21 protein-coding genes are annotated in these 22,893 nt (G+C 47.0%); 3 read left to right on the top strand and 18 right to left on the bottom strand.

Annotated elements, in window-relative coordinates:
• The first annotated feature begins 77 nt into the window (after positions 1 to 77).
• The 3 genes from CZ360_RS10645 to CZ360_RS10635 all read left to right on the top strand — a co-directional run bounded on the left by CZ360_RS10645 (position 78) and on the right by CZ360_RS10635 (position 2,781).
• Positions 78 to 608, top strand: a complete 531-nt coding sequence (locus CZ360_RS10645) for a cysteine hydrolase family protein (RefSeq protein WP_077534182.1) — start codon at positions 78 to 80, stop codon at positions 606 to 608.
• A 15-nt stretch (positions 609 to 623) separates the two neighbouring features.
• Positions 624 to 2,063, top strand: coding sequence for a nicotinate phosphoribosyltransferase (locus CZ360_RS10640; protein WP_077534181.1), 1,440 nt, complete (start codon positions 624 to 626; stop codon positions 2,061 to 2,063).
• A 286-nt stretch (positions 2,064 to 2,349) separates the two neighbouring features.
• Entirely contained in the window at positions 2,350 to 2,781 is a 432-nt protein-coding gene (locus CZ360_RS10635; protein WP_077534180.1) for a WapI family immunity protein, read from the top strand.
• Positions 2,782 to 3,055: 274 nt separating this feature from the next.
• On the opposite strand, the gene CZ360_RS10630 is transcribed toward CZ360_RS10635, so the two are convergent.
• The 18 genes from CZ360_RS10630 to CZ360_RS10545 all read right to left on the bottom strand — a co-directional run bounded on the left by CZ360_RS10630 (position 3,056) and on the right by CZ360_RS10545 (position 22,839).
• A complete protein-coding gene (locus CZ360_RS10630) occupies positions 3,056 to 4,414 on the bottom strand; it encodes a penicillin-binding transpeptidase domain-containing protein (protein WP_077534179.1) in 1,359 nt (452 codons plus the stop codon).
• Positions 4,411 to 6,189 carry an FtsW/RodA/SpoVE family cell cycle protein gene (locus CZ360_RS10625; protein WP_077534178.1) on the bottom strand — a complete coding sequence of 593 codons (1,779 nt, stop codon included), beginning with the start codon at positions 6,187 to 6,189 and terminating at the stop codon, positions 4,411 to 4,413. Before CZ360_RS10625 ends, CZ360_RS10630 begins: the two co-directional genes overlap by 4 nt.
• Before the next feature lie 156 nt (positions 6,190 to 6,345).
• Entirely contained in the window at positions 6,346 to 7,335 is a 990-nt protein-coding gene (locus tag CZ360_RS10620; protein ID WP_077534177.1) for a zinc-dependent alcohol dehydrogenase, read from the bottom strand.
• A 22-nt stretch (positions 7,336 to 7,357) separates the two neighbouring features.
• The gene (locus tag CZ360_RS10615) at positions 7,358 to 8,197 is read right to left on the bottom strand and encodes a carbohydrate ABC transporter permease (protein ID WP_077534176.1); all 840 of its coding nucleotides are present in this window, start codon (positions 8,195 to 8,197) and stop codon (positions 7,358 to 7,360) included.
• Positions 8,194 to 9,102: a carbohydrate ABC transporter permease gene (locus tag CZ360_RS10610; RefSeq protein WP_077534175.1), complete on the bottom strand. Its 909-nt coding sequence runs from the start codon at positions 9,100 to 9,102 to the stop codon at positions 8,194 to 8,196. Before CZ360_RS10610 ends, CZ360_RS10615 begins: the two co-directional genes overlap by 4 nt.
• Positions 9,103 to 9,190: 88 nt before the next feature.
• Positions 9,191 to 10,540 carry an ABC transporter substrate-binding protein gene (locus CZ360_RS10605; protein WP_077534174.1) on the bottom strand — a complete coding sequence of 450 codons (1,350 nt, stop codon included), beginning with the start codon at positions 10,538 to 10,540 and terminating at the stop codon, positions 9,191 to 9,193.
• 185 nt (positions 10,541 to 10,725) lie between these two features.
• Positions 10,726 to 11,538, bottom strand: a complete 813-nt coding sequence (locus tag CZ360_RS10600) for a response regulator transcription factor (protein ID WP_159438249.1) — start codon at positions 11,536 to 11,538, stop codon at positions 10,726 to 10,728.
• A gap of 98 nt (positions 11,539 to 11,636) precedes the next feature.
• Entirely contained in the window at positions 11,637 to 13,406 is a 1,770-nt protein-coding gene (locus CZ360_RS10595; RefSeq protein ID WP_159438248.1) for a cache domain-containing sensor histidine kinase, read from the bottom strand.
• Between the two features lie 176 nt (positions 13,407 to 13,582).
• A complete protein-coding gene (locus CZ360_RS10590; RefSeq protein ID WP_077534171.1) occupies positions 13,583 to 13,783 on the bottom strand; it encodes a hypothetical protein in 201 nt (66 codons plus the stop codon).
• Positions 13,784 to 13,852: 69 nt separating this feature from the next.
• Positions 13,853 to 14,299 carry a GNAT family N-acetyltransferase gene (locus CZ360_RS10585; RefSeq protein ID WP_077534170.1) on the bottom strand — a complete coding sequence of 149 codons (447 nt, stop codon included), beginning with the start codon at positions 14,297 to 14,299 and terminating at the stop codon, positions 13,853 to 13,855.
• Between the two features lie 60 nt (positions 14,300 to 14,359).
• Positions 14,360 to 16,384: a beta-galactosidase gene (locus CZ360_RS10580; protein ID WP_143530227.1), complete on the bottom strand. Its 2,025-nt coding sequence runs from the start codon at positions 16,382 to 16,384 to the stop codon at positions 14,360 to 14,362.
• A 197-nt stretch (positions 16,385 to 16,581) separates the two neighbouring features.
• Positions 16,582 to 17,673: an aldo/keto reductase family protein gene (locus CZ360_RS10575; protein WP_077534169.1), complete on the bottom strand. Its 1,092-nt coding sequence runs from the start codon at positions 17,671 to 17,673 to the stop codon at positions 16,582 to 16,584.
• A 19-nt stretch (positions 17,674 to 17,692) separates the two neighbouring features.
• Positions 17,693 to 18,535, bottom strand: a complete 843-nt coding sequence (locus CZ360_RS10570; RefSeq protein WP_159438246.1) for an aldo/keto reductase — start codon at positions 18,533 to 18,535, stop codon at positions 17,693 to 17,695.
• A gap of 22 nt (positions 18,536 to 18,557) precedes the next feature.
• Positions 18,558 to 19,082, bottom strand: coding sequence for a VOC family protein (locus CZ360_RS10565; RefSeq protein WP_077534167.1), 525 nt, complete (start codon positions 19,080 to 19,082; stop codon positions 18,558 to 18,560).
• Between the two features lie 54 nt (positions 19,083 to 19,136).
• Positions 19,137 to 20,273: a Gfo/Idh/MocA family protein gene (locus CZ360_RS10560; protein ID WP_077534166.1), complete on the bottom strand. Its 1,137-nt coding sequence runs from the start codon at positions 20,271 to 20,273 to the stop codon at positions 19,137 to 19,139.
• Between the two features lie 15 nt (positions 20,274 to 20,288).
• The gene (locus CZ360_RS10555) at positions 20,289 to 21,038 is read right to left on the bottom strand and encodes a TIM barrel protein (protein WP_159438244.1); all 750 of its coding nucleotides are present in this window, start codon (positions 21,036 to 21,038) and stop codon (positions 20,289 to 20,291) included.
• Positions 21,039 to 21,065: 27 nt separating this feature from the next.
• On the bottom strand, positions 21,066 to 21,932 hold the full coding sequence (locus tag CZ360_RS10550) for a carbohydrate ABC transporter permease (RefSeq protein WP_077534164.1): 867 nt from the start codon (positions 21,930 to 21,932) through the stop codon (positions 21,066 to 21,068).
• A 13-nt stretch (positions 21,933 to 21,945) separates the two neighbouring features.
• Positions 21,946 to 22,839, bottom strand: coding sequence for a carbohydrate ABC transporter permease (locus tag CZ360_RS10545; protein WP_143530225.1), 894 nt, complete (start codon positions 22,837 to 22,839; stop codon positions 21,946 to 21,948).
• Between the last annotated feature and the right edge of the window lie 54 nt (positions 22,840 to 22,893).

Below are 22,893 nucleotides of genomic sequence, written 5' to 3'. Positions count from 1 at the left end.
ACTCTTATTCGCTTGTTTTACCTGTATGATTGTGCTATACTAAGACAAACTAAAGCTGTTAGAGAGGATGAATCCGTATGAAAAAAGCGTTAATCGTGGTGGATTATCAAAATGATTTTGTCTCCGGGGCGCTTGGTTTTCCCAGGGCTTTGGAGCTTGAAAAACCGATCTGCGATAAAATCAGAAAATACCTGGATCATCATGGCGATCTCCTGTTTACCTTCGATACGCACGACATCGATTACCTCCAAACCCAGGAGGGGAAACACCTCCCGATTGAGCACTGCCTCAAAAACAGCACCGGGTGGGATATCTATGGAAAGGCAGCGGCTTTTCAACAGGAAGCCAGGCGGATCTTCTGCAAGGACACCTTTGGTTCGCTTAGCCTTGCGGAATTTCTGAAGGAGCAAAATTATGATTTAGTAGAGCTTTGCGGCGTTGTTTCCCACATCTGTGTGATTTCCAATGCAGTGCTGGCAAAGGCTGCCCTTCCGCAGGCTGAAATCCTGATTGATGCAGGCTGTATTGCCGGAATATCAGAAGAGATGAACCAGAAGGCCCTCGATATTATGGAAGGGCTTCATATGACGGTGATCAACCGAAAATAGAAAAGAGGAAAATGCATGGAGCAGCCAAACAATACCCTTTTATGCGATTACTATGAATTGACAATGGGAAACGGTTATTTTGAAACAGGATTAAAAGACCGGATTACCTATTTTGACGTCTTTTTCCGTCAGGTGCCTGACCACGGCGGTTTTGCCATTGCCGCCGGACTGGAACAGATCATTGAATATATTAAAAATCTGCACTTTTCTGAAGCGGATATCCAGTTTCTGCGGGAGAAACGGCTTTTCTCAGAGGATTTCTTAAAATATCTTTCCGCGTTCCGTTTCAGCGGCGATATCTGGGCGGTTCCGGAGGGAACACCGATCTTCCCCGGCGAACCGATTCTGACTGTCCGTGCTCCCGCAATTGAAGCACAGCTGATCGAGACCTTTGTATTGCTGAGCCTAAACCACCAGTCCTTGATTGCAACAAAGGCGAACCGGATTGTCCGCGCGGCAAACGGGCGGGTGGTGCTGGAATTTGGCTCCCGGCGCGCGCAGGGCGCGGACGGCGCGGTTCTCGGCGCCCGGGCGGCTTATATAGCGGGATGCGCCGGAACCGCCTGTACCCTGACCGACCAGCTTTACGGCGTGCCGGCCGGCGGCACGATGGCGCATTCCTGGATTCAGATGTTCGATGATGAATATACTGCCTTTAAGACCTATTGTGAGCTTTATCCGGAAAACGTAACGCTTCTGGTTGACACCTACAATGTATTAAAAAGCGGGATTCCAAATGCAATCCGGGCCTTTCGTGAGGTGCTGGTACCAAAAGGAATCCATAACTGCGCCATCCGTTTAGACTCCGGAGATATTACCTATCTTTCCAAAAAAGCCCGAAAAATGCTGGACGAGGCTGGATTCCCACAATGCAGAATCGTGGCCTCCAATTCCCTGGATGAGCTGATCATCCGGGACATTCTGGTACAGGGTGCGCAGGTAGACCTGTTTGGCGTTGGTGAGCGGCTGATCACCTCCAAAAGCGATCCCGTATTTGGCGGCGTCTACAAGCTCGCAGCCATAGAAGATGAAAATGGGACGATTATCCCAAAGATCAAGCTCAGTGAAAACGTAACAAAAATCACGAACCCTCATTTCAAGAAAGTCTACCGTCTTTACGAAAAGGAAACCGGAAAGGCTTTTGCTGACCAGATTTGTGTCCATGACGAAGTGATCGACGATTCCAAGCCGATTGAGCTTTTTGATCCGGATTTCACCTGGAAGCGGAAAACCTTTACTGACTATACCGCTAAAGAGCTTCTTCTCCCGGTCTTTTTGGGCGGCAAATGCGTCTATGAATGTCCCTCCACCGACGAAATCAAAGCTTACTGTGCAGAGCAGCTCGACCTGCTGTGGGATGAGGTGAAACGGTTTGAGAACCCGCACAATTACTATGTAGACCTTTCTCAGAAGCTCTGGGATATCAAGCATCAGTTGTTGTCGGAAAAGAAGTAGAAAATGCGGCTATTTCCGTGAAAGAAAGTCTTATAAAGTAAAGCGGCCGGTTCATTTGCTAACGCCTGATAAGGAAGTATTTTAGAAAACAATAAATGTACTAAATTATCAGGCATTGCAAAGGCGACCAAGAAAGATGAATACCGAGAAAAATTTTTCTCGGTATTTTTTATCAGTTCGTAAAAGAACTCGCCGAACTGTTGAAAAAATAGGTTTCCTTTGATACAATTGTTTCGGAGAGTTTTATATTACAATACAGACAAACTGGAATTTGTAGGAGGGCAGTATGTTTATCATAGAGAACAATAAGAGTATTAGTTTTAAAGTAAGCAGTTATCAGTTCCCAAAAGCTAAATCTTCAAACGATGAGTATGATGCCAACTGGTTGATTTGTGAAATCAAATATTCTGAAGATGATTTCAGTCAAATTTATAAAGATGCTTGTTTATTAACTTATGAATTAGAGGATTTGATAAATTCTCTGTCGAAAATTCTTGTTGGAGATGAAAACAGCTATATTTCCGATTTTATGGAACCATACTTGCAAATATCGATAGCAAAAGCAGAAGAAAAAGTAATGTTTATCGTTCACTTTGTATATGACACTTCAGGAGGAATTTGGAAAAAAAGAAAAGTTGCCGCTTTAGTTGAGAAAGAATATGCAACTCAAATTTTAGATGAATTGAGAGAATTACAGAAAGTTTATCCTCAACGCTAACTTCCGGTTTGTTGAACAGTAAAAATTATAATCTATAGTATTTTGTTCAACCGATGACTTGTGAGCATATCATTCGTCATCGTTTTTTTGTTATCAAAATCATACATACACAGACGATGTCCACAATGATAACGAGCATCGGGTTTTGATATCAAAATCCACTTTGCAGCATAAAAAGAAACGATACAGCCCTTTTAAGGTTGCATCGTTTCTTACGTATAGGATACCTTGTTATGGAACTTGCCCATTGAAACCGGCCGCTTTACTTTATTTTCTATTCGACCGCTTTTGCGGCTGCTTTCAGCGTCGCCTGTGCGACCGGAATCGCAGTTCCCGTTCCGCTTCCCCCGTTTTCCACCACGACTACAAATGCAAGCGGTACGGACGGATCATCGGAAAAGCCGACAAACCAGGCATGCGGCCTTCCGTCATCCACTTCGGCCGTTCCTGTTTTCCCACAGATCGAGAGGCCGTCAAAACGGGAATCTCCATACTCGCTTTCCACGTTATTCCTCATCAATTTTTTAAGCTGGTCGGCTGTATCCTGGCTTAACATCCGGTTTTCCTTGGAGCCCAGTTTTACCTGATTGAGCAGCTTTGCCGTAGAATCGACATAGTACGGCGTAACCGCAGTGCCGCCGTTGGCAATTGCACCCATATAGATCAGAAACTGCATTGGGTTTACCATATCGGTATACTGCCCGATCCCTGCCCAGGCAAGACCGACCTCGTCCGCTTTGCTCAGACCGAAATTCCCTTTTGAGGTTTTGATCCCGCTGATGGAAAACTGATTGTTAACACCCGCGTCCTGCACATAGTTCAGGAGCGTTTCTTTTCCCACCTGATTTGAAATCTCAGCAAAGGCAGCGTTACAGGATTTTGCCAGCGCTTCCTCAAAGCTGATCTCCCCATGGTTTCCGGTGCAGGCAATCCATTCGCCGTTTATTTCAATTCCGCCCCTACAGGTAAAGGTCTGGTCATAAATATCGTCAATGGTATCGATCGCAGCAGCAGAGGTGATTAACTTAAACACCGACCCCGGCGTATACACGCCGTTGACCACCCGGTTAATATAAACGCCCTTGTAGGAATCGCCGTCCAGATCCGGCGGATCCATCGGGTCATAGGACGGCTTGCTGACCATGCAGATAATTTCTCCCGTCAGATAATTGTAAACCCCTACAGCGCCATTGTAATTCCCCAACGCCTGGTAAGCCGCCTTGCTGGTTTCGGCATCAATGGTCAGCTTTACGGAATCGCCCAGCGAAAATGGACTATAGGTACCGTTAATCCTGTCATATCCGATCAGCTTTGCTTTTTTTGTTTTCAGCACACCGGTCGAAATATTATCATTCAAATCTCCCACGGCATGAAGAGTCGCTTTTCTCAGAAGCGCGTCCTTCGCGGCGTAGGATGTCCCATTCTCATCCAGGGTCAGCAGCACAGTCCCGTCTTTGGAAAGGACAGTTCCCTTCCCGGTAGGAACACCATTTTGATATACATCCTGATTGGCCGGATGCACTACCCATTTCTCCGCATTTTTGGCATAGCGTCCCAATAAGACGCACAGGCAGACTAAAAAATAGACGATCACAACTACCAGAATTTTAGCTCTTCGCCCAATCCGTTTCATCGGCGCACCACCCTCTTTCTAGCTGTCCTGGGAGACGGTTCCCATTCCGATGCGGCATTGCGCTTCATCTTTGGCCGGGTGTAGTTTAATGCCGCAGTGATAAAGCTGAGAAGCCCCCAGCTTGCCGCAATACTAGAGCCACCGTTGCTGACGAACGGAAGCGTTACGCCGGTGATCGGCAGCACATCGGTCGCGCCGAAAATATTCAGCGACGCCTGGAACAAAAAGATAGAGGCCGCCGTACAAGCTGCAATAATATGGTAGGAAGAATAGGTTGTCTTCCGCGAACGAATTGCGCCAAGCAGAAACAGAATATAGCAGGCAACCACCAGCAAGGCAATCAGAAGTCCCCATTCCTCACAGATCACGCCAAACACCAAGTCGGTGTCTGCGGCGAACACCTGCTTTAAAAAGCCGTTCCCGCCGCCGATTCCCAAAAGGCCGCCGCTGGCCGACGCCATCAGCGTCCTTGTCTGCTGGAAACCCGCACTGTCGTTGACGTGCTCCCAGACATGTCCCCAGGCGGCAAACCGATTCATAATATACGGCTTAAAGAACAGGATCAGCAATCCGCCCATTCCTGCGGAAACACAGGTCAGGATAATTGCGCGGACATCCCCGCTCGTCATAAAAATCAGCACCAGAAAGGTAAAGAAGAAGATCAGCGCAGTACCGAAATCTCCCATCAGAAACAAAAGCCCGATACATCCGGTCGCATAGACAATCAGCCTAGTCAGATTCTTGGTGGTCAGCAGCCATTCCAGCGTTGCAGCGCCCGCGAACACGAACAGGATTTTTACAAACTCAGAGGGCTGCACACTGACAAATCCCAAATCAATCCAGTTTTTCTGCCCGTTCTTGGTAACGCCCAACAGCAGGTTGACAGCCAAAACCAGGATGGAGATGATTCCGGCATACCTCCTGAGCTTCATAACAAGGTTTAAATTCCTCAAAATCCCACACATCACACAAAAAATAACGATTCCAAGCAAAAACGCCAAAAGCTCCTTAATCAGGCTGTATGGAGCGGCGCTCGCCGTTGTGCAGAAACCGATTGTCGTCAGGAAAAAAGCAATCGCTTCGGCTGTAATATTCCGGATTCCCAGAAGATAAGCGGAAAACTTATATACCCACGGCAGGATCAGCAATACAACAAAGCATGTCACAAGGGACGGCATATATTTTTCCGGCAGCGTGATATAAAGCTGCAAAAACGCCAATACCTGAAACAGGCTCAGCGCGCCCAGCGCCACATTCACTGATCCCAGCTTCTGCGCCCTGCGGCGGAATTTGCGGCGAAACCGTTCCCATCGGGACTCCAGCCATCCCTTTTCCTCCGAATCCTCGTCGGTATACCTGGATGGCGGGCTCAGCCGCATCTTGACGCCGGCCATAGAAATTTCATCCCCAACGCTGATCAGGCTGTCCTGCTCCAGGTCTTCTCCATTGACAGAAATCCCGCCGTTGGAGTTGGTATCGCTGATCTTCCACATTCCGTTTTCTTCCATCGACAAAACGGCGTGCTGCCTTGACATAACCGGCAGCGGCACCACTACGTCGCAGGCTTTCGAACGTCCAATGGTTGTTTCGTAATGGGTGATCGGCAGACGGATCGCTCCGTCCTCCACATTTAACACAGCTAAAACCTTTGTTGTTTCTGAGCGGTGAAACATACACCGTTTTAACTGTATTAGAATAATCACAGCATAAATAACAAATAAAAAGCGGGCGATCACCAGATAATAGGTGTTTAAAAATGCAATCACTTGTTCCATACAATCCCTCCCCGCAACAAACGATAGCTAGGCATTATTATCTATTTTACAGGAAGTGATATAGAAAAATCAAGCCTATATCATGAACATTCCGTAAAAGGAGGGAGCAGTTTTCCTGCTCCCTCCTTTGATCGGGCTGATTTATTCGTCTCTCGTTTATTCCTTCGAACAGCGAACCAACGCCTTGATATACCCTCTCGGCTTTTCCTCCATCTCTCGATTCGCACGGTCAAAGTCCTCCATTTCGTAGATATGGCGGCTCATACCGGTAAACTTCCACTGACCGCTTGCAATGAGATCCATACACTTCTGACAGAGACTCGCCTGGTATTCATTCCTGCGTTCGTGCAGGTTTTCCAGAGTGAAGGATTTAAAGTTCCACAGTTTAAAATCAATGCTCCGGTCACAGTCATTATTATGATACCCGCCGACTCCCAAAAATCCATGAGCACACACCATATCTCCGGCCAAGCGCAGCGCGCTTTCGGTTCCCGCAAATTCAATGACGATGGGAACGCCCGTTTTAAAGAGATCCACTTCCTGATCCTTTTTGCTCAAATCCTGATCCATTGTTTCCCAGTTCAAAATATATTCTGCAGGAATATTATCCGGAGCATACACCTCGGCAGCTCCCATCCTCAGGGCGTTCTCACGCGCTTCCTCCCTCGGGTCGACAACAATGATTTTTCCTGCGCCTTTGAGCTTCAGCAGAGAGAGCATCCCCAGTCCCATATATCCGGCTCCGACAATCGCCACAGTGCAGCCAGGCGTAACAACCGGGACACGCTCCGCCCCGCTCAGCAGGCAGGACAAGGGTTCCAGTACAGCATCCTCATCCGGCACATGATCAGGGACATGGATCGTCCGTTCCGGCCGCATTACAATATATTCCGCGTAGCCGCCAGCCAAACCGGATACCCGGTCTCCCGGCTGAAAGCCCTTTACGTTTTTTCCGGCCTTTTCCACTACGCCAACCGGCTCGTGTCCAAAGATCTCCCCTGCCTTCGCTGTATTCCACGGATACCATTCCGAATGGCACATCCCGGTATAGGTTACCCTGACTAAAAGCTCTTCCTCGGTGATTTCAGGCACCGGAACATCCGCCACCCGGCTGGTACCCGGTCCGGTCATGATAATCTGTCTCATTCTCCTTTTCCTCCCATCATTTTTAGCCTTTTACTCCGCCCTGCGTCAGTCCTTCTATAAAGGTTTTTTGCAGGCAGAGATACAGTACAATAATCGGGCCCAGAGCAATCATCCCGGCCGTATAAATTTTGGCAAGATCACGGCTCCATTCCCCGACGAATTTATAAAACCGGGTAGAAACCGTCCGAATATCATCCGTTGTCAGGAAGGTGTTTGCCCATAGGAATTCATTCCAGCACCAGACGAATACAATCAACGCCACTGTAGCAAGAATTGGCAGGGAGAGCGGCATTGTGACATGCAGGAACACACCGAATTCACTGCATCCATCGATCTTTCCTGCTTCCTCCAGTTCCCTGGGGATTCCCACCAGGAAGGTGCGGATCAAAAGCATGGAGAACGGGATATAGCTTGCCGCATAAATAATAATCACGCTGGCATGTGTATTGACTAATCCCATTTCGCTGAAATTGTAATAAAGCGGGACAATATACATAAACGCCGGAAAGGACATGCCCAGCATAAAATACCCAATAAAGAAATTCCGGCCTGGTATTTTAAGCCTTGCAACGCCATAAGCCGCCAGGCCCGCCCCTACCAGAACAATGACAATTACGCATGCCCCGATAAAAATGCTGTTGCGGAACGCGACCGCATAGCTCCCCTTAACCCAGGTCTCTGCATAATTGAGAAAGGACGCGTGTTCCGGCAGCCCAATTGGCATGTGCTTAATCTCCACGTCGGTTCTCAGTGTGTTGATAAACAGCACTACAAGCGGAAAAAGCTGGAATGCAGCCAAAAAAATCAACACTGCGTGGATTAGCACGTTGAGAATCGGACTTCTTTTCTTTACAGTACTCATACCGCTTCCTCCACTTTCTTCCGTACTAGCTGGTTTACAAAGAAAATTGCAAGTACAATCACACTTTGCAGAATACAGATAGCGTTCGCGTAACCAGCCCTGTAATTGACAAACGCATTCTTATAAATCCAGGTTGACAGCAGTTCTGTCGCCTGGCCCGGGCCTCCCATCGTCATGACCCAGACAAAGTCAAAGGACAGGATCGACCACATCAGGCTCATCGCGACAATAAATACAATGGTCGGGCTGACCCCCGGCACAGTTACATGCCAGAACAGCCTTGCCCTCCCGGCGCCGTCAATGCTCGCGGCCTCGTAAAGCGTGGGGTCGATCTGCTGCAGTGCCGAGATAAACAGCACCATTACAAACCCCCACCAGCTCCAGTTGCTGACAAATGCCACTGAGAACAGCGCAATCTTAGGATCTCCCAGCCACATAATATCCGCCAGCCCATCCAATCCCATGGATTTAAAAATCGTGGTAAACCCATAATACGGATTATAGAAATTTGACCAGATTTTTCCCGCAATAGCCGCAGATAGCACATAGGGAAGGAAATAGGTCGTACGGTAAAACATCTGCAGCTTGGAATGCTTGACTCCGGATACCCATACTGCAACAAAAATTGAAATCACAATCGGCACCGTGACAAACCAGAGCGTCCAGATCGTTGTGTTCTTCAGCGCGACCGGAAGAACCTCATCTGTGGTAAACATTTCAACAAAATTATCCAGCCCAACAAAGGTAGGATTCCCGATTCCGTTCCAGTCAAAAAAGGAGAGATAGAGCGTTTTCAGGGATGGAACAATTACCACAATGAAATGATATATAAAAGCCGGCAGTACAAAGAAAAGTCCCGCCCAGCGCTTCAACTCACTCTTATCCTTCAGAAAGCTTTTTTTCATTTCTCCACCACCAGTATTCAAAGATGAAGCTGTATGCTGCAGCGACCTGTCCTGATCGGCAGCATACAGCTTTTCGGTTCATTATGTATTATGATACTGCCGGTACCTTTCCGTCAGCCAGCTCTTTTTCAAAAATTTCCTGTGTCTTTTCCAGATATTCATCGCTGGTCAGTTCGCCCAGATAGATTTTCTCAATATTATCCATCATATACTGCCTTGTTTCAGCAGGCCAGTAGGTCCACATAACATGCCCAGCAGCAGAAAGATCTTTTTGAGTTTCTTCGAGCATCCCGATGATTTCCTTGTCTACCGGGTTCATAGATTCAGGATAAAGCTCTTCCGGAATATCCATTGGCAGGGTCTGCGCGCCTTCTGCAACTGATTGGGCATGCAGTTCCTTGTTGTCAAACATGGACTGGATAAATTTCCAGCAGACATCCGGATATTTTGTATTCGCATTAATGGCAACGACGCCGCCGGCGCCCAGCGGAAGGGTCGGAGGTACGCCGTCTCTCAGAGATGGGAACGGAACCGCGCTGTATTCAAAATCCTGGATTTGGTTTGCATAGGTGCCGAGCTGCCAGGTGCCGGTCATTCTCATCGGAGCCTGCTGTGAGTAGAACAGCGCATTGCTGTCCTCATCGCTGATCGCGTGGGATTTCTTATCATTGATCCAGCCGTTTTGCCACATGGTATTCAGGCAGTCAATCGAGCTCTTAAAAACAGGGTCAGTCCATTTCATTTCACCATTCAATGCCTTGACCACATTATCCCGTCCGGCATAATCGGCAAACGCGACAGATACAAACTGTTCGTTAATCGCCTTAAAGTCAGAGGTACCGAATGCGATTGGAATCAGGCCCTTATCCTGGATTGCGTTGCAAAGGGTTTCCAGCTCCTCATAGGTTGTCGGAGGCTCCCATCCGTTTTCTTCGAACATATCCACATTGTACCAAAGCATCAACGCCTCATAGGAATTCGGGATGGAATAGATCTTTCCGTCCACCTTGCAGGAATCGAGCGCCCACTGGAAAATAACCTTGTCAAGACCTGATTCTGTCACATAGTCGGTCAAATCCAGCACCTTATCGCCCTTTACATATTCGCTGGTGATGGTCGGCCCGCCCATGTTGCAGATATCCGGCCCGTTTTTTGCCGCCATCTGAACCTTTAATACCTGCTCATAGTCGGCGGTCGCAGAAATCTCGACCTCATAGCCCGGGTTCGCTTCGTTAAACGGAGTGACGACATATTTCATCCAGCGCTCATGCTGAATATCGTCCATCTGCTCCGTAAACCAGATCAGCTTGACAGCTTCGCCGTCTTTGCCGCCTGCGGCTCCGGAAGTGTCGTTATTCTTTTCCCCGCAGCCTGCCAGGGCCGAGGCTGCCATTCCGGCACAGAGCAATAAAGCTAATACTTTTTTAAAGTTTTTCATCTGTTTTTCCTCCTTATCGTTTCAGATGTCTTATCTGTGTCTATATTGTAACGTAACTTTGAACGGATATCTAGGGAAAAAAGTTCGGATTTATTCCAAGATTTTTGGCATATTAACTCTTTATTTTTATTATGAATACTATTTTTTATCCAATATTAATAATTTTGATCGGGTTTTATTTCAGATTAATCCAAATGTTCCCGATATTCAGATGGTTTCATGCCCAGATACTTCCTGAAAATCTGACTGAAATATTTCGGATCCTCAATCCCTACCATCCTAGAAATCTCGTATACCTTCAGAAAAGGATTATTCTGGATTAGCAGCCGCGCATGTTCAATCCGGGTGAGCATCACATAGAGGGCGAACGGGATTTTAGTCTCTTTTTTAAACAGCTCGCTCAGATAAGTCTGGTTAATAAACAGATGCTCACTGAGATGCTTTAGGTTAATGTTTTCATCGTAATGCCGGTTGATATATTCCACAGCGCGATAGGTCACCCCCTTTACCGGCAGACAGGCCTCCTCTATGGAGAGCCCATATTCCAGAAGGCGCTCCCGCTGCGGATAGAGCTGGTTTTCCCTGCAGATCAAAAGGTCGACATATACGGACTGGTTTTTCGCTGAGTAAATCTGCTCTTTCAGCTTTTGCAGCACCGCTTCAATCTGTTCCTTACGGGTTGGTTTCAGAATATAATCTACCGCGCCCAGCTTGATAGCTGATTGCGCAAGGGAAAACTCCGCATAGCCTGTCAAAAAGACGATAAAAACCTCTCGGTAATTCTCCCGAATCCATTGTCCCAGCTCAATACCGCTGATTTCCGGCATCTTGATATCCAGAATCACAATATCCGGATGCTGATAACAGAGCTTTTCCATCGCCTCATAGCCATTGGAAGCCTCCGCAACCACCTGGTAGTCATCCGAAAGCTTCTCGATAATACTTTTCAAGCCTGCCCGAATCAGATATTCATCGTCTACCAGCATAATTTTAATCATTGTTATGACCATTCCTTTCTTGGGCATTGTACGGTTTTAGCATAGCCAAAATGACGGCGGTATTTTTGCCGTCAAAGCACGAAGCTGTATTCGAAAATCTATTTTTCAAGCTTCTCCTCCTGTTCCGTTTTAGGTACTGTAAGCATGACCGTGGTACCCTCCCCGATCCTGCTTTGGATGCTCAGCCCATATGGCGGCCCGTAATGAAGCCTGATCCGGCTCAGGACATTCTGCACTCCGATCCGGCGCTCTGTTTGCTTAGCGCAGCTCTGATCCACCTTCAAAACCTCTTCAATTTTTTCCTGTGACATTCCCGCCCCGTTATCAGATACAGAAATCCGAACGCTCTCATTTTCCGTCCATGCCCGAATCTCTACCCGTCCGGCGCCGATTTTATTTTCAATCCCATGGATGACCGCGTTTTCTACAATCGGCTGGATCAGCATTTTCATGATTCTTCCATGCCGCGCTTCCTCCTCGACCTCGATGGTATATTCAAACTGGTCTCCGAATCTCGTCTTGTGGATATAGAGATAATTCCTGATATATTCCAGCTCCGTTTCAATCGTCACAATCCGGTTTGAATCGCTGATCGAATACCGCAAAAGATCCGCCAGGCTGGACACCAGCTTGCTTGTCTCATAGTTTTCGTCCAGGATCAAAAGGGCATTGATCGTCTCTAAGGTGTTGTAGAGAAAATGCGGGCTGATTTTTGCCTGCAGGGCTTCCAGCCGGATGTCCCGCTCCATCAGCTCCTGCTGATAGGATTTAATCAGCAGCTCATTGATATCGTCAAGCATCCCATTAAATCCCTCGCTAAGCCACTTTGTTTCCAGAAATGTGTGATCCTCTATCCGTATGTCCAGCCGGTCGTTCTGGACAGCCTTCATCCCCTCTGTCAGCTTGGCGATTGGCTTAGAAATCTTCGAGGCAATAATAAGCGACAGGGTAATGACAATGACTGCGCCGACAATCATGGATAATGTCATCAGCATCTGTCCATGCCGGACATTATCCTGCAAAGACTGGATCGGAATCAGCCCGACCATCTTCCAGTTTGTGACAGAAAGCGTATCAAAGGAAACAACATATTTCACTCCGTCAATTGTCCGTACCATATCATTGGCATCGCTCTGATAAAGCTCTCCAACAATCTCATCAACGGGCGATTCTCCGCTTTTGTTCTGCGCAATGACATTCCCGGTTTCGTCTACCAGGCAAAGATGTCCCGCCATGCCGTATTTCGAGAGAATATTATTGAGGTATAGTGTTTTGAGGTTGACCACCAAAACGCCCAGCTCCTGAAAGGTATTCACATCCACAATCCGGTATTGCAGGGAGGTGAGCTGATGGGTGCTGTATTTGAGCGGAAATTTTGGAATCCAGATGCATTCACCTCCAGTTGTCTCCAGGATGTCATACTGCGGATACATCTTTTCGGTTTGATAGACGCTTTGCATCGAAGTATCCCCAAAGTATATCCCCTCGCTTTCTCCGATCGGGAACACGCCAATAGAATGCATTCCCTTCTCCTTCATGAGGGAACCGGTGATGACACGGTTTAGCTGCTGCTTCCAGTTTACTTCACCGCCTTCCATATCGGACACTGTTTTGACATATTCCAAAATATTTGGATTATAGGCGAGCGAGGAAGCAAGTGTTTTCATTTCGGATAAATAGGTATTCATGGTCTGCTGTACCTCCTCCACCTCCTGGTGCGCCAGTTGCTTGGTATTATCAGTTACCATCCTTTCGCTCGTATAGAACATGATGGAGCCAACCACCGCGAAGAACAACAGGAAAACTGCAACATATGATACCGACAGCGCTGTTTTGATTGGGATTATCGGTTTTTTAAACCATCTCATCTTATCTTCCCCTTTCCTTTTCATGCTTGGAAGCTGCTTTCAGTATACTATATATCGCCGATCAAGAATAATCAAATTTCTTCTGATTCACTCAAATATTTTCGGAAAGCTAAGAATATTCAACCGACAGCTTAAGAAAATCATCGGCTTTAAACGCGCACGTCATGCTATAACAGCTAGAAGAACCGGACTATTGCGGAGTAGATCCCGATCTTTCCGGTCATACGCATGACGGACAGCTTTTCCCCGGAAACATGATTGTCCGGTTCTTCTGGGAGAATCCCTACGGTTATCTGAAAAAAGGAAAAATGCACCCGATTGTTCCCTCCGGAATCGGCGGGCATGCGGATCGGTACAAACAGCAAAATCACCGTCATTCATACGAATTTTCAAAACGGATCATAATAAAGCGGCCGCAGGATAAAACCCACGGCCTCTGTTTGTTGCTATATTTCCTGCTCCAATTCCTTGATAAAACGGAGCTGCTCTTTTTCCAAAGCGTATCCCCGATTACGGTAAAACTGATGCGCTGCCTTCCTTGACATCCCGGAATTCAGCCTGACCGCGTAGGCGCCGCTCTCCAGCGCCCAATTTTCCACCTCATGCAAAAGTCTCGTCCCAATCCCATGATTCCGGAATTCCAATAACACAGCCAGTCCCAGAATATTTTTCATCTGCGGATAGTAAAGCAAATCGTAATCCTCTGCATGAATATATCCTGCTGTTTTTCCGTCCGCTATGGCTACAAACACTTTCTCCCTGCCGCTTCGCAACACTTTTTCCAGCTTTACCTGCACTAGTTCAGCCGGATATTCATAACCCAAATCCAGTTTACTAATCAAAGCAATGTCCTGATAATCTGAAGCTCTGGCTTCTCTTATGATAATGTCCATTTTACTCCTCCAAAAGCACATTATGATGTGATCTGAAAGCCGCGAATACAATCACCTCAATCAGGCTTCAACCAAAATCAGGCATTCAAATGGATTTAGAAGAATCGTTCCGCTAAGCGTCTCGCCGGTAATGGTACAGTATTCTTTCGGCAGGTTAAACGGAATCTCCGCTTCGTTAAAATTTTGGACAAATAAATAAGACTCTTCGCCGGAACGTTTGCTTACTGTCACCCCCTGCGGCAGTTCTTCCGGCCAATTTCCGGCAAGCTCCTCCTCGTCAGCCAGATCATGGTAAAACGCCTCAAAGAAGGCGTCCTCATTTTCCGAACAGACATAGTAGGCTTTTCCCTCTCCGAATTCATTGACGGTCAAAGCGGGCGTTCCCTGATAATAGTCAGCTTCATATTCTGCCAGGGAAACGGCGGTTACAGGATGTACAATATCCCGCAGCGCTCCCACCCGGTAAGAACTCCCACGATAGGATACAAAGTTCTCCCGATGCGGCTGTACAGCGTCAATTTCTTCTTCCGAAATCCCGAGCACATCAGCAATCAATCCTGGATATCCGTTCATAAAGCAGAGGTCTGTTTCGTCCACAACCCCACTCCAGTAGGTAGTGACAAAAATCCCTCCCCGGCGGACAAATTCACGCACCTGCTCCGCAAATCTTTCCTTCAGCAGATAAGCCATTGGCGCGATCACCATCCGATAGCCGGAGAGCTCCCGGTCCATGTTAATGATATCCGTGCTGATTCCCATCTTCCAGAACGGACGGTAATGCTTCATGACATGCCCTGCGTAATCCATCGGAACAATCGGCCCCTTAGCATCCTCTACCGCCCACCAGTTTTCCCAGTCAAAAACAATCGCCACTTCAGATTGGTTCACAGTCGGATAAATCTGATCTGAGATTTGATTCAAAACAGTCCCGACCTCTGTTACCTCCCGGAATGTCCGTTGGTTTTCCGTATTCTGGTGCCCGATCAGAGCGCCGTGGAATTTTTCAAAGGAGCCTCTTCCCTTCCTTATCTGGAAATACTGTACGCTGTTTGAGCCATGCGCCACAGCCTGCAGGGAGGCCAGCAGGTGCATCCCCGGACGTTTTTGAGTATTGACAGGCTTCCAGTTGGTAATCGAGGGCGTACTTTCCATCAGAAGGAACGGCGCTTTTTTCAAGCTCCGCATCAGATCGTGCATAAACGCCGTCTCAGTCGCTGCCTTGAGCTCATCCGGCTGAGCATGCCAGTTCGGATAGCTGTCCCAGGAGATCACGTCCACCAGCTTTGCAAACTTAAAGTAGTCAAGGTCTTTAAAAAAGGTCATCATATTGACAGTGACCGGAAGCTTTTCCCCGTGCTTCTGAACCGTCCGGATTTCCTGCTCGCAGAAATCCATCATCTGTTCGGTACAAAAACGTTTCCAGTCCAGATTCAGGCCATGGATGCCGTTCTCTCCATGAGGAGCCGGGCTTTCAATCTGCTCCCATGCGGTATAGGTATGACTCCAGAAATTTGCCCACCACGCATGGTTGAGCGCATCCAGGGTTTGATATTTCTTTTTCAGCCAGTCTCGGAATGCCTGCTGGCAAAGCGGGCAGTGGCATTCCCCATGTGTGTCGTTTCCGCCGAGTTCATTGGAGATATGCCAGAGGATCACTCCCGGATGACCGGAAAAAGCTTCTGCCAGCCGAGCATTCAGGGCGTTAAGCTTTTTCCGCATCACAGGCGAGGTAGGACAAAAATTGTGCCTCCCGCCGGGAAGATTGCGGACACGGTTAGCTCCAACCATCATCACTTCCTCATATTTTGCGGTAAGCCAGCGCGGCATCGCGCCGGACGGCGTCGCCAGGATGGTATAAATCCCGGCTTGATATAGGCTGTCGATGATCTTTCCCAGCCATTCCAGCCGGTAGACGCCTTCTTCCGGCTCCAGGGCAGCCCACGCAAAGATTGCAAGGGATACGCAGTTAACCCTTGCCTTTTTCATGAGCTCAATATCTTTTTCCAGGATATCCGGACGGTCCAGCCATTGATCCGGATTATAGTCCCCGCCATGCAGCATATGTGGAAATTTTTCAATCATCATCTTATTTGTTCCTTTCCGGTTTTCCATGATTCCAACACCTCGATTCCTATCCAGACAATTATAAATGCCACTGAATTAGATGTCAATCATTCCGCGAAAATTTTTATCAGTGTACAAACTATATAAAAAAACAAACCACGTATGCCTGTGAATCAGTTCACAGAACATCCGTGGTTTGTTTTTTGTGAGGAAAAAGATTAAAAGTCGATATAATCCGGATGGTATCCGAATCTCATACCGATGTTGAAACCGTCAATGATACGCATATCTTCATCCGATAATACAAAATCAAATACATTGTACTCAGACCTGATTTGATCCGGCAAAAATGCCTTTACTGTAGTAACAACACCATGCTGCATAGACCAGCGGCTCACTACCTGGCCGTTAGTTTTGCCGTATTTCCGGGCAATCTTGGTAATCCCTTCGCAATCGTCGAAAAATCCTTTCTCTCTTCTCGGATTTTTACTCAGGTCATTCGGATTCTGGGTAAACTCTGAGGAACGGCGTTTCGGATCAATTCGCACCGCATAGTTTGCCTTGATATGGTCCTCGTCTGTCTGATACAGCAAGCCGAACCGGTTTACATCCGTACACATTCTCGGCTTGGTCTGAACATAAAGCTCATTTTCTTCAAACAGCCCGCCGAATGCAATCTCCTGTTTTTCGCAATATTCGCGCAATTCTGTACAGGCGTGCAGCGGATGAAAATGACTTTGGTTAATCATGGGCTTTACAGTGCATTTGGGACTGCCCAGCAGTTCTTCCATATGATGGATTTCCAGATTGCAGACCCCTACCGCACGCGCCAGCCCTTTTTGGTAAAACTGGATCAGGCCATCGGTATCACCATTGTCAGTTTTTTTGATTTCCCGTCCGCAGTAAGCGTCGATAAACGCAATTTTCTTCGGCCAATCTGTCGCGAGATATCCTGGCCAATGGATGCAGTAAAGGTCTAGATAATCCATTTCAAGCTGCAATAGGGTCTCATCAATCGCCTGGTTAAACCTTCCGTCTACCATTTCATCCAATCGCATTTTGGACGAGATGAAAAATTCTTCCCGCGGAATTCCGCTCATTTTGATTGCTCTGCCCAGTGCGCGAAGCCCGCCATGGTCTTCTGCTGTGTCAAAATAGCGAAAGCCTGCTTGGATTGCTTCCAGGATCAATTCTGTCTGAGTTCTGATATTATATGATTTTTTTGCTATCTCTTCAATGCTGAATCCCAGCACCGGGATTTTGACACCGTTCGCAAGGGTGATGGCAGAAGCAGGGGATAAATTATTCATAGTTGACCTCCATAACTTATTAGAAATTGAAGTTTTCAGTATCCCAGTTGCTATCCTGTTCTACGTTCAGAGCATTAATTTTTTTCATTTCTTCATCGGATAACGCAAAGTCAAAGATATCTGCGTTGCTGATCATATGCTCCTTATTTGCCGTTCTCGGGATAGTGCATACGCCACTCTGCAAATCCCAGCGCAGAACAACCTGAATCACAGATTTATTATGTTTTTCAGCAATCTCTTTCAGTTCTGGGATATCGTTAACCGCACCGCGCACAATCGGCAAAAATGCTTCATAGACAATATTGTGGTTGTCACAGAAAATCTTATTGTAGAGATTGCGGCAAAGCGGATTGTAGGAATCCTGCTGAACATGAGGATAAAGGTCACAATTCTTCATCACATCCAGATAGTGATGCCTTCTCACGTTGGTTAATCCCAAGGCGCGAGCTCTGCCGGAATAATAAATGTCCTGCATCACTTCCCAGGTTTCCAGCAATTGTCCTTGAACCGGCCAGTGGACAAACAACAGGTCAACATATTCCATATCCAGTCTGCGCAGGCTCTCTTCAAAATCCTTAATGACCTCTTTTCGGCCCTTCCGTGCATCAGTATTCCAAATTTTTGTGCTGACAAAAAACTCGTCTCTGGAAATCCCGGATTCCTTAATCGCCTTTCCTACCGCACGTTCCGTATGATAGATATTTGCCGTATCAATCAAACGGTATCCGACATCGATCGCGTCCCGGATAATTTTTGTCTGTTCGGTCACAGTCGGAGCGATTTCTGCAGATCCGTATCCCAACCGAGGCATTTTTACTCCGTTGCGCAGCATAATCGTAGAATTAAAGCTTAATTTTTCCATATAAACCCCCATCACCTATTGCCTAGTGAATGTCTGTTAAGAATTCAAGGCCTGGCTTAATGCACAGGTTCGTGCCAAGCACATCTTCGGTGTCCAATACCGACCATCGGTCATTATTCGGCGCATAAGTGTCAACGATATATTCATAACCATCTTCCTCAAGCATATCATTTAGCGCGTCGCACTTGTCCCCGACCCGAAACGCAATATGGTGGATTCCCGTCCCATGTTTGTCATAGTACTCCCGGAACGGTCCCTTTTTTCCCGGCTGAATCAATTCAATCATCCAATCCCCCATTGGAATATCTGATTCAAGCCATTCGTATTCTTCTCCATCCCCAAAATTATAGTCGTCCCGGTAACGATTGCGGGGATCCTTTTTTTGTCCTTCTTTCATTTGTTTTAGATTGTTTCCACGAACCCTAAGGTTCATTTCCTTTTCATCAATCCCCAGGATACGCGCCCACTCCTTTGTCGCCTTATGTATGTCGTTGACAATAATGACAAAGTGGCATAATCCTTTTACATCAATAGTCGGTTTATTCATTCCTTACACTCCTTATGATAAATTTATTATTGAACCGCCCGGACCTTCGGAATATTAGACAAGCGCCGTTTCCTCGGTTGGGGCCCAAATTCCGTATTCTGGTTTACCAACATATCCGCAGGGCAGCGGAGCCGGCGTATCAAAATCAGACTGCAAAAGATAAGCAGTATCCGACTGGTTGCTCAACAGCATCCCCTCCAGCATTTCCAGCAAGTGGTATCCCATTTCTTTGGAGGCACGATGCGGCCGCTGTTCCAGAATCGCCCATGCCATTTCCGCCACTGCGACGCCCCGGCATTCATTCTGAAAGCCATGGAGCAGCGGCAGCTCCGTCATCGCATTAAAGGGCGTCTCCAAAATCAAGCTGCTTGCAAACACATTCGGATCTCCAATGGATAAAATCCCTTCTGTCCCATAAATTTTCAAGATTCTGGTTTCGTCAAACACCGTATCCGAATTCAGGTGAAACGTCCCCATCACACCATTTCGATATCGGATATTTGCTGAAATGACATTTTCCGTTTCTACCTGATACTGCTCCCCGTAGGTATGGTTTGATATCCGGCGGTCTCTCCTGACCGGCTCATGAATGCCTGCAAAGGAAAACACCTTCTCGGCCGGCCCGAAAATACTCGCAAGTGCAGTCATATAGTAACAGCCAACATCAAACAATATCCCGGCGCCTAGTTTTCTCAAATGCGGCAGAACTTCACTGGTAATTCCAAAGTCCCTGGTCACAGAAGCGACAAAAGACAGCGGCTTCCCAATCATGCCTCTTTGGATCATCTCGATGGCGGTTTGAACTGTTGCCCCTAAGAAGGTATCCGGCGCCACACCCAGCCGCAGATGCTTGGAATCAGCCAGCTCACAAAGTTCTTCAGCCTGTTTCAGCGTTACTGCAAGCATTTTTTCAGAATAGACATGTTTCCCGGCTAAAAGCGCCGCCTTGGTCACAGCATAATGCGCTATCGGATTAGTAAGGTTTACTACCAGCTCGATCTCTGGATCGGCGAAGATTTCTTCCGACGTCATAGCCTTAATTTGGAATTGCTCCGCCCGCTCCTTCATCCTGGCAGTATCCAGGTCAGAGCAAGCAACAAGATCAATCACGCGAAACCGGCTTTTCAGATTGGTCATATATACTTCGCTTACAACACCACAGCCGATGACGGCTGTTTTTATCTTTTTCAAACTCGATCACCCTCTTTATTTTTGGCAGATTACCGCCCTCAGCCCCTTAATCGGAGCTTCTATTGGAAAATATTCCAGCCCGGTATACCGTTTATAACCCAGTTTTTCTATCTGATCAAACAGATACGGGTAATTAATTTCCCCGTCCTCCAGTTCATGACGGTCTGTGATTCCAGCCGCATGGAAATGTCCGATCTTGGCAATATTTCCTGAAACCCTCCGCAGGATATCTCCTTCGTCAATCTGCATATGATAGATATCATACAGCAGTTTACAGTGCTCGCTGTTCAGCTCATCTACAATACGAAAGCCGAGCGCAGAATTGTCAAGGAAGGTATTGGGCGCCTCCAGCGTCGAATTAACCGGCTCTAAGAGGATGGTGATATCGTTTCTCTCCGCAATCTTAAGAGCCGCTCTGAGCGTTTCCAGCATATTCTGGTATTGTACCTCAAACGACTCCCGTGTAGAGTCGCCCGGCTTGGTAATAATCTGCCTGCATCCAAGCTGCCTTGCCACCTCCACTGTTTGAGCAAATGCGTTCAAATAGTCTTCCCTCTCATCGGGATTGACCAGGCTATAAAATTTTGTACAGAAGGCAACAATATTCAAATGATATTTTTCCTTCAATTCCAGCAAGCGTTTCAGATCCTTATCCCACCAGGTCCAGAATTCGATATTGCTTATTCCATTTTCTGCAATTTCCTGTACTGATTCATAAAAATCATGTCCGTAATACACTGCATCTACACAGACCGAAAAGTTCATATGTATTCTCCCTTCTTCCAATAGCATTTATCCTTTTACGGCTCCCGCCGTGAGTCCCTGTACCAGATATTTCTGCGCAAAGGCTAAAAACAGCAGTGCCGGCAGAACTGCAATTGTAGAAGCCGCCATAAGATATCCCCAGTTGGTATCCGATTGCTGCACAAACTTCGTAAGACCAACCGTCAGAGTTTGAATATCCGGCTTGCGAAGCAAAAGGCTTGCAAAGGTGTATTCGTTCCATGAGTTTAGGAACGTCAAGATGCTGACTGTAATTAATCCCGGCAAAGAAATCGGGAAGATAATTCTGAGGAAGGCCACAAAGCCGGAACACCCGTCTACCTTTGCCGCCTCTTCCAACTCCCTCGGCAGGGAATCAAAAAAACTGCGGATCATCATGATATTAAACGCCAGGTTACTGGCAGTATAATAGATCACAAGCGACGACAGATTATTCACCATACCATAGGATGAATAGAGCATAAACATCGGAATCAACAGCAGCATCAGCGGGAACATCTGCATTAGCAAAAGCAAAACAGAATATCCAGTAAAAAACTTTCCCCGAAAACGGGACAGCCCATATCCGGCCATGGCTGCGATAATAACACAAAATACGGTTGCAAGGATGGACACAATCGCACTATTGACAATGTTCATGCCAAAAGATGTTTTCTGGAACACATCAATAAAGTTTTGCAGCGCCCAATCTCCCAATTGCGGGAAAAGGGAGGTCGTGCTTAATACCGCATCCTGATTTTTAAACGCCGTTCCAACCATGGAAATCAGCGGAAGGTCGACCACAAAAATAATGATGAACAGCGCCAGATAGGCAAATAGTTTTCCAATCCGGTGCTTAGCCCTGCGAGAAAGAAGCCCCGAAGATCTTGTTTGCATAATTACACCTTCCTCACTCTTCTGCATTGCGCTGAAGCCTGAAACGGATCAGAGCAAAGACCATCATAATGACCATTACCAACACTGCCATAGCCGAGGCATACGCAATTTTATTTCTTGCAAACGCAGTAAAATAAATATAAATCGGCAGGGTAAAGGTAGACTCGTTCGGGCCGCCGGAGGTCAGCAGGTAAATGTTTTCAAAATTATTGAAATTCCAGATAAACTGCAGGGTCGTACACATAGTAGTGACACCCCGAATTCCCGGCAGCGTAATGTTTTTTAATGAACGCCAAAATCCGGCTCCGTCAATGGAAGCAGCCTCATACAAATCCGGGGATATGGACTGCAGTCCGGCTAATATAACAACCGTCATAAAGGGCAGGCATTTCCACGCCCCCACAATAATTACGGTGAATTTTGCAAGTGTTGGATTGGCAAGGAAAAGCACCGGATCCTCAACAGCCCCGATTTTTTCTAAAAAGGCATTCACGATGCCATGCCGGTCGTTTAACATCCATTGCCAGTTTGTCGCAGTCACCGAGCTGGAAATTACCCATGGCAGCAGGATAACCGCCCTGAAAAGCCCGCGCCCATGCAGCTTTTTATTGAGCAGCAACGCGATTGCAAACCCGGCTGCATACGAAATCAGTACAGCGCCAAGAGCGTTTAAAAAGGTAAATCCCAGGGTTGAGTAAAATTTATGATCAGAAGTAATGATATCCACATAATTGGAAAAGCCGATAAAGGCAGTTGCATTCGGCCGGTTAAACCGATAGCTTGTAAAGGAATAAGAAATCCCCTGAATTAACGGATAAATAAGCAAAAGAAGCATTAAAATCAAAGCTGGCATGATCATGGCAACGCCCAGGCGATTGCTTTCCAGTTTACTTCGCGGACGCAACATTACGGCATCCCTCCTTTATTATTGTGTGCAGACCGAAGTCCATCGGCCTGCACA

This window comes from Massiliimalia massiliensis, from assembly GCF_900155615.1.
Taxonomy (GTDB): Bacteria; Bacillota; Clostridia; order Oscillospirales; family Ruminococcaceae; genus Massiliimalia; species Massiliimalia massiliensis.
This window is presented reverse-complemented; position numbering and strand designations above follow the sequence as displayed.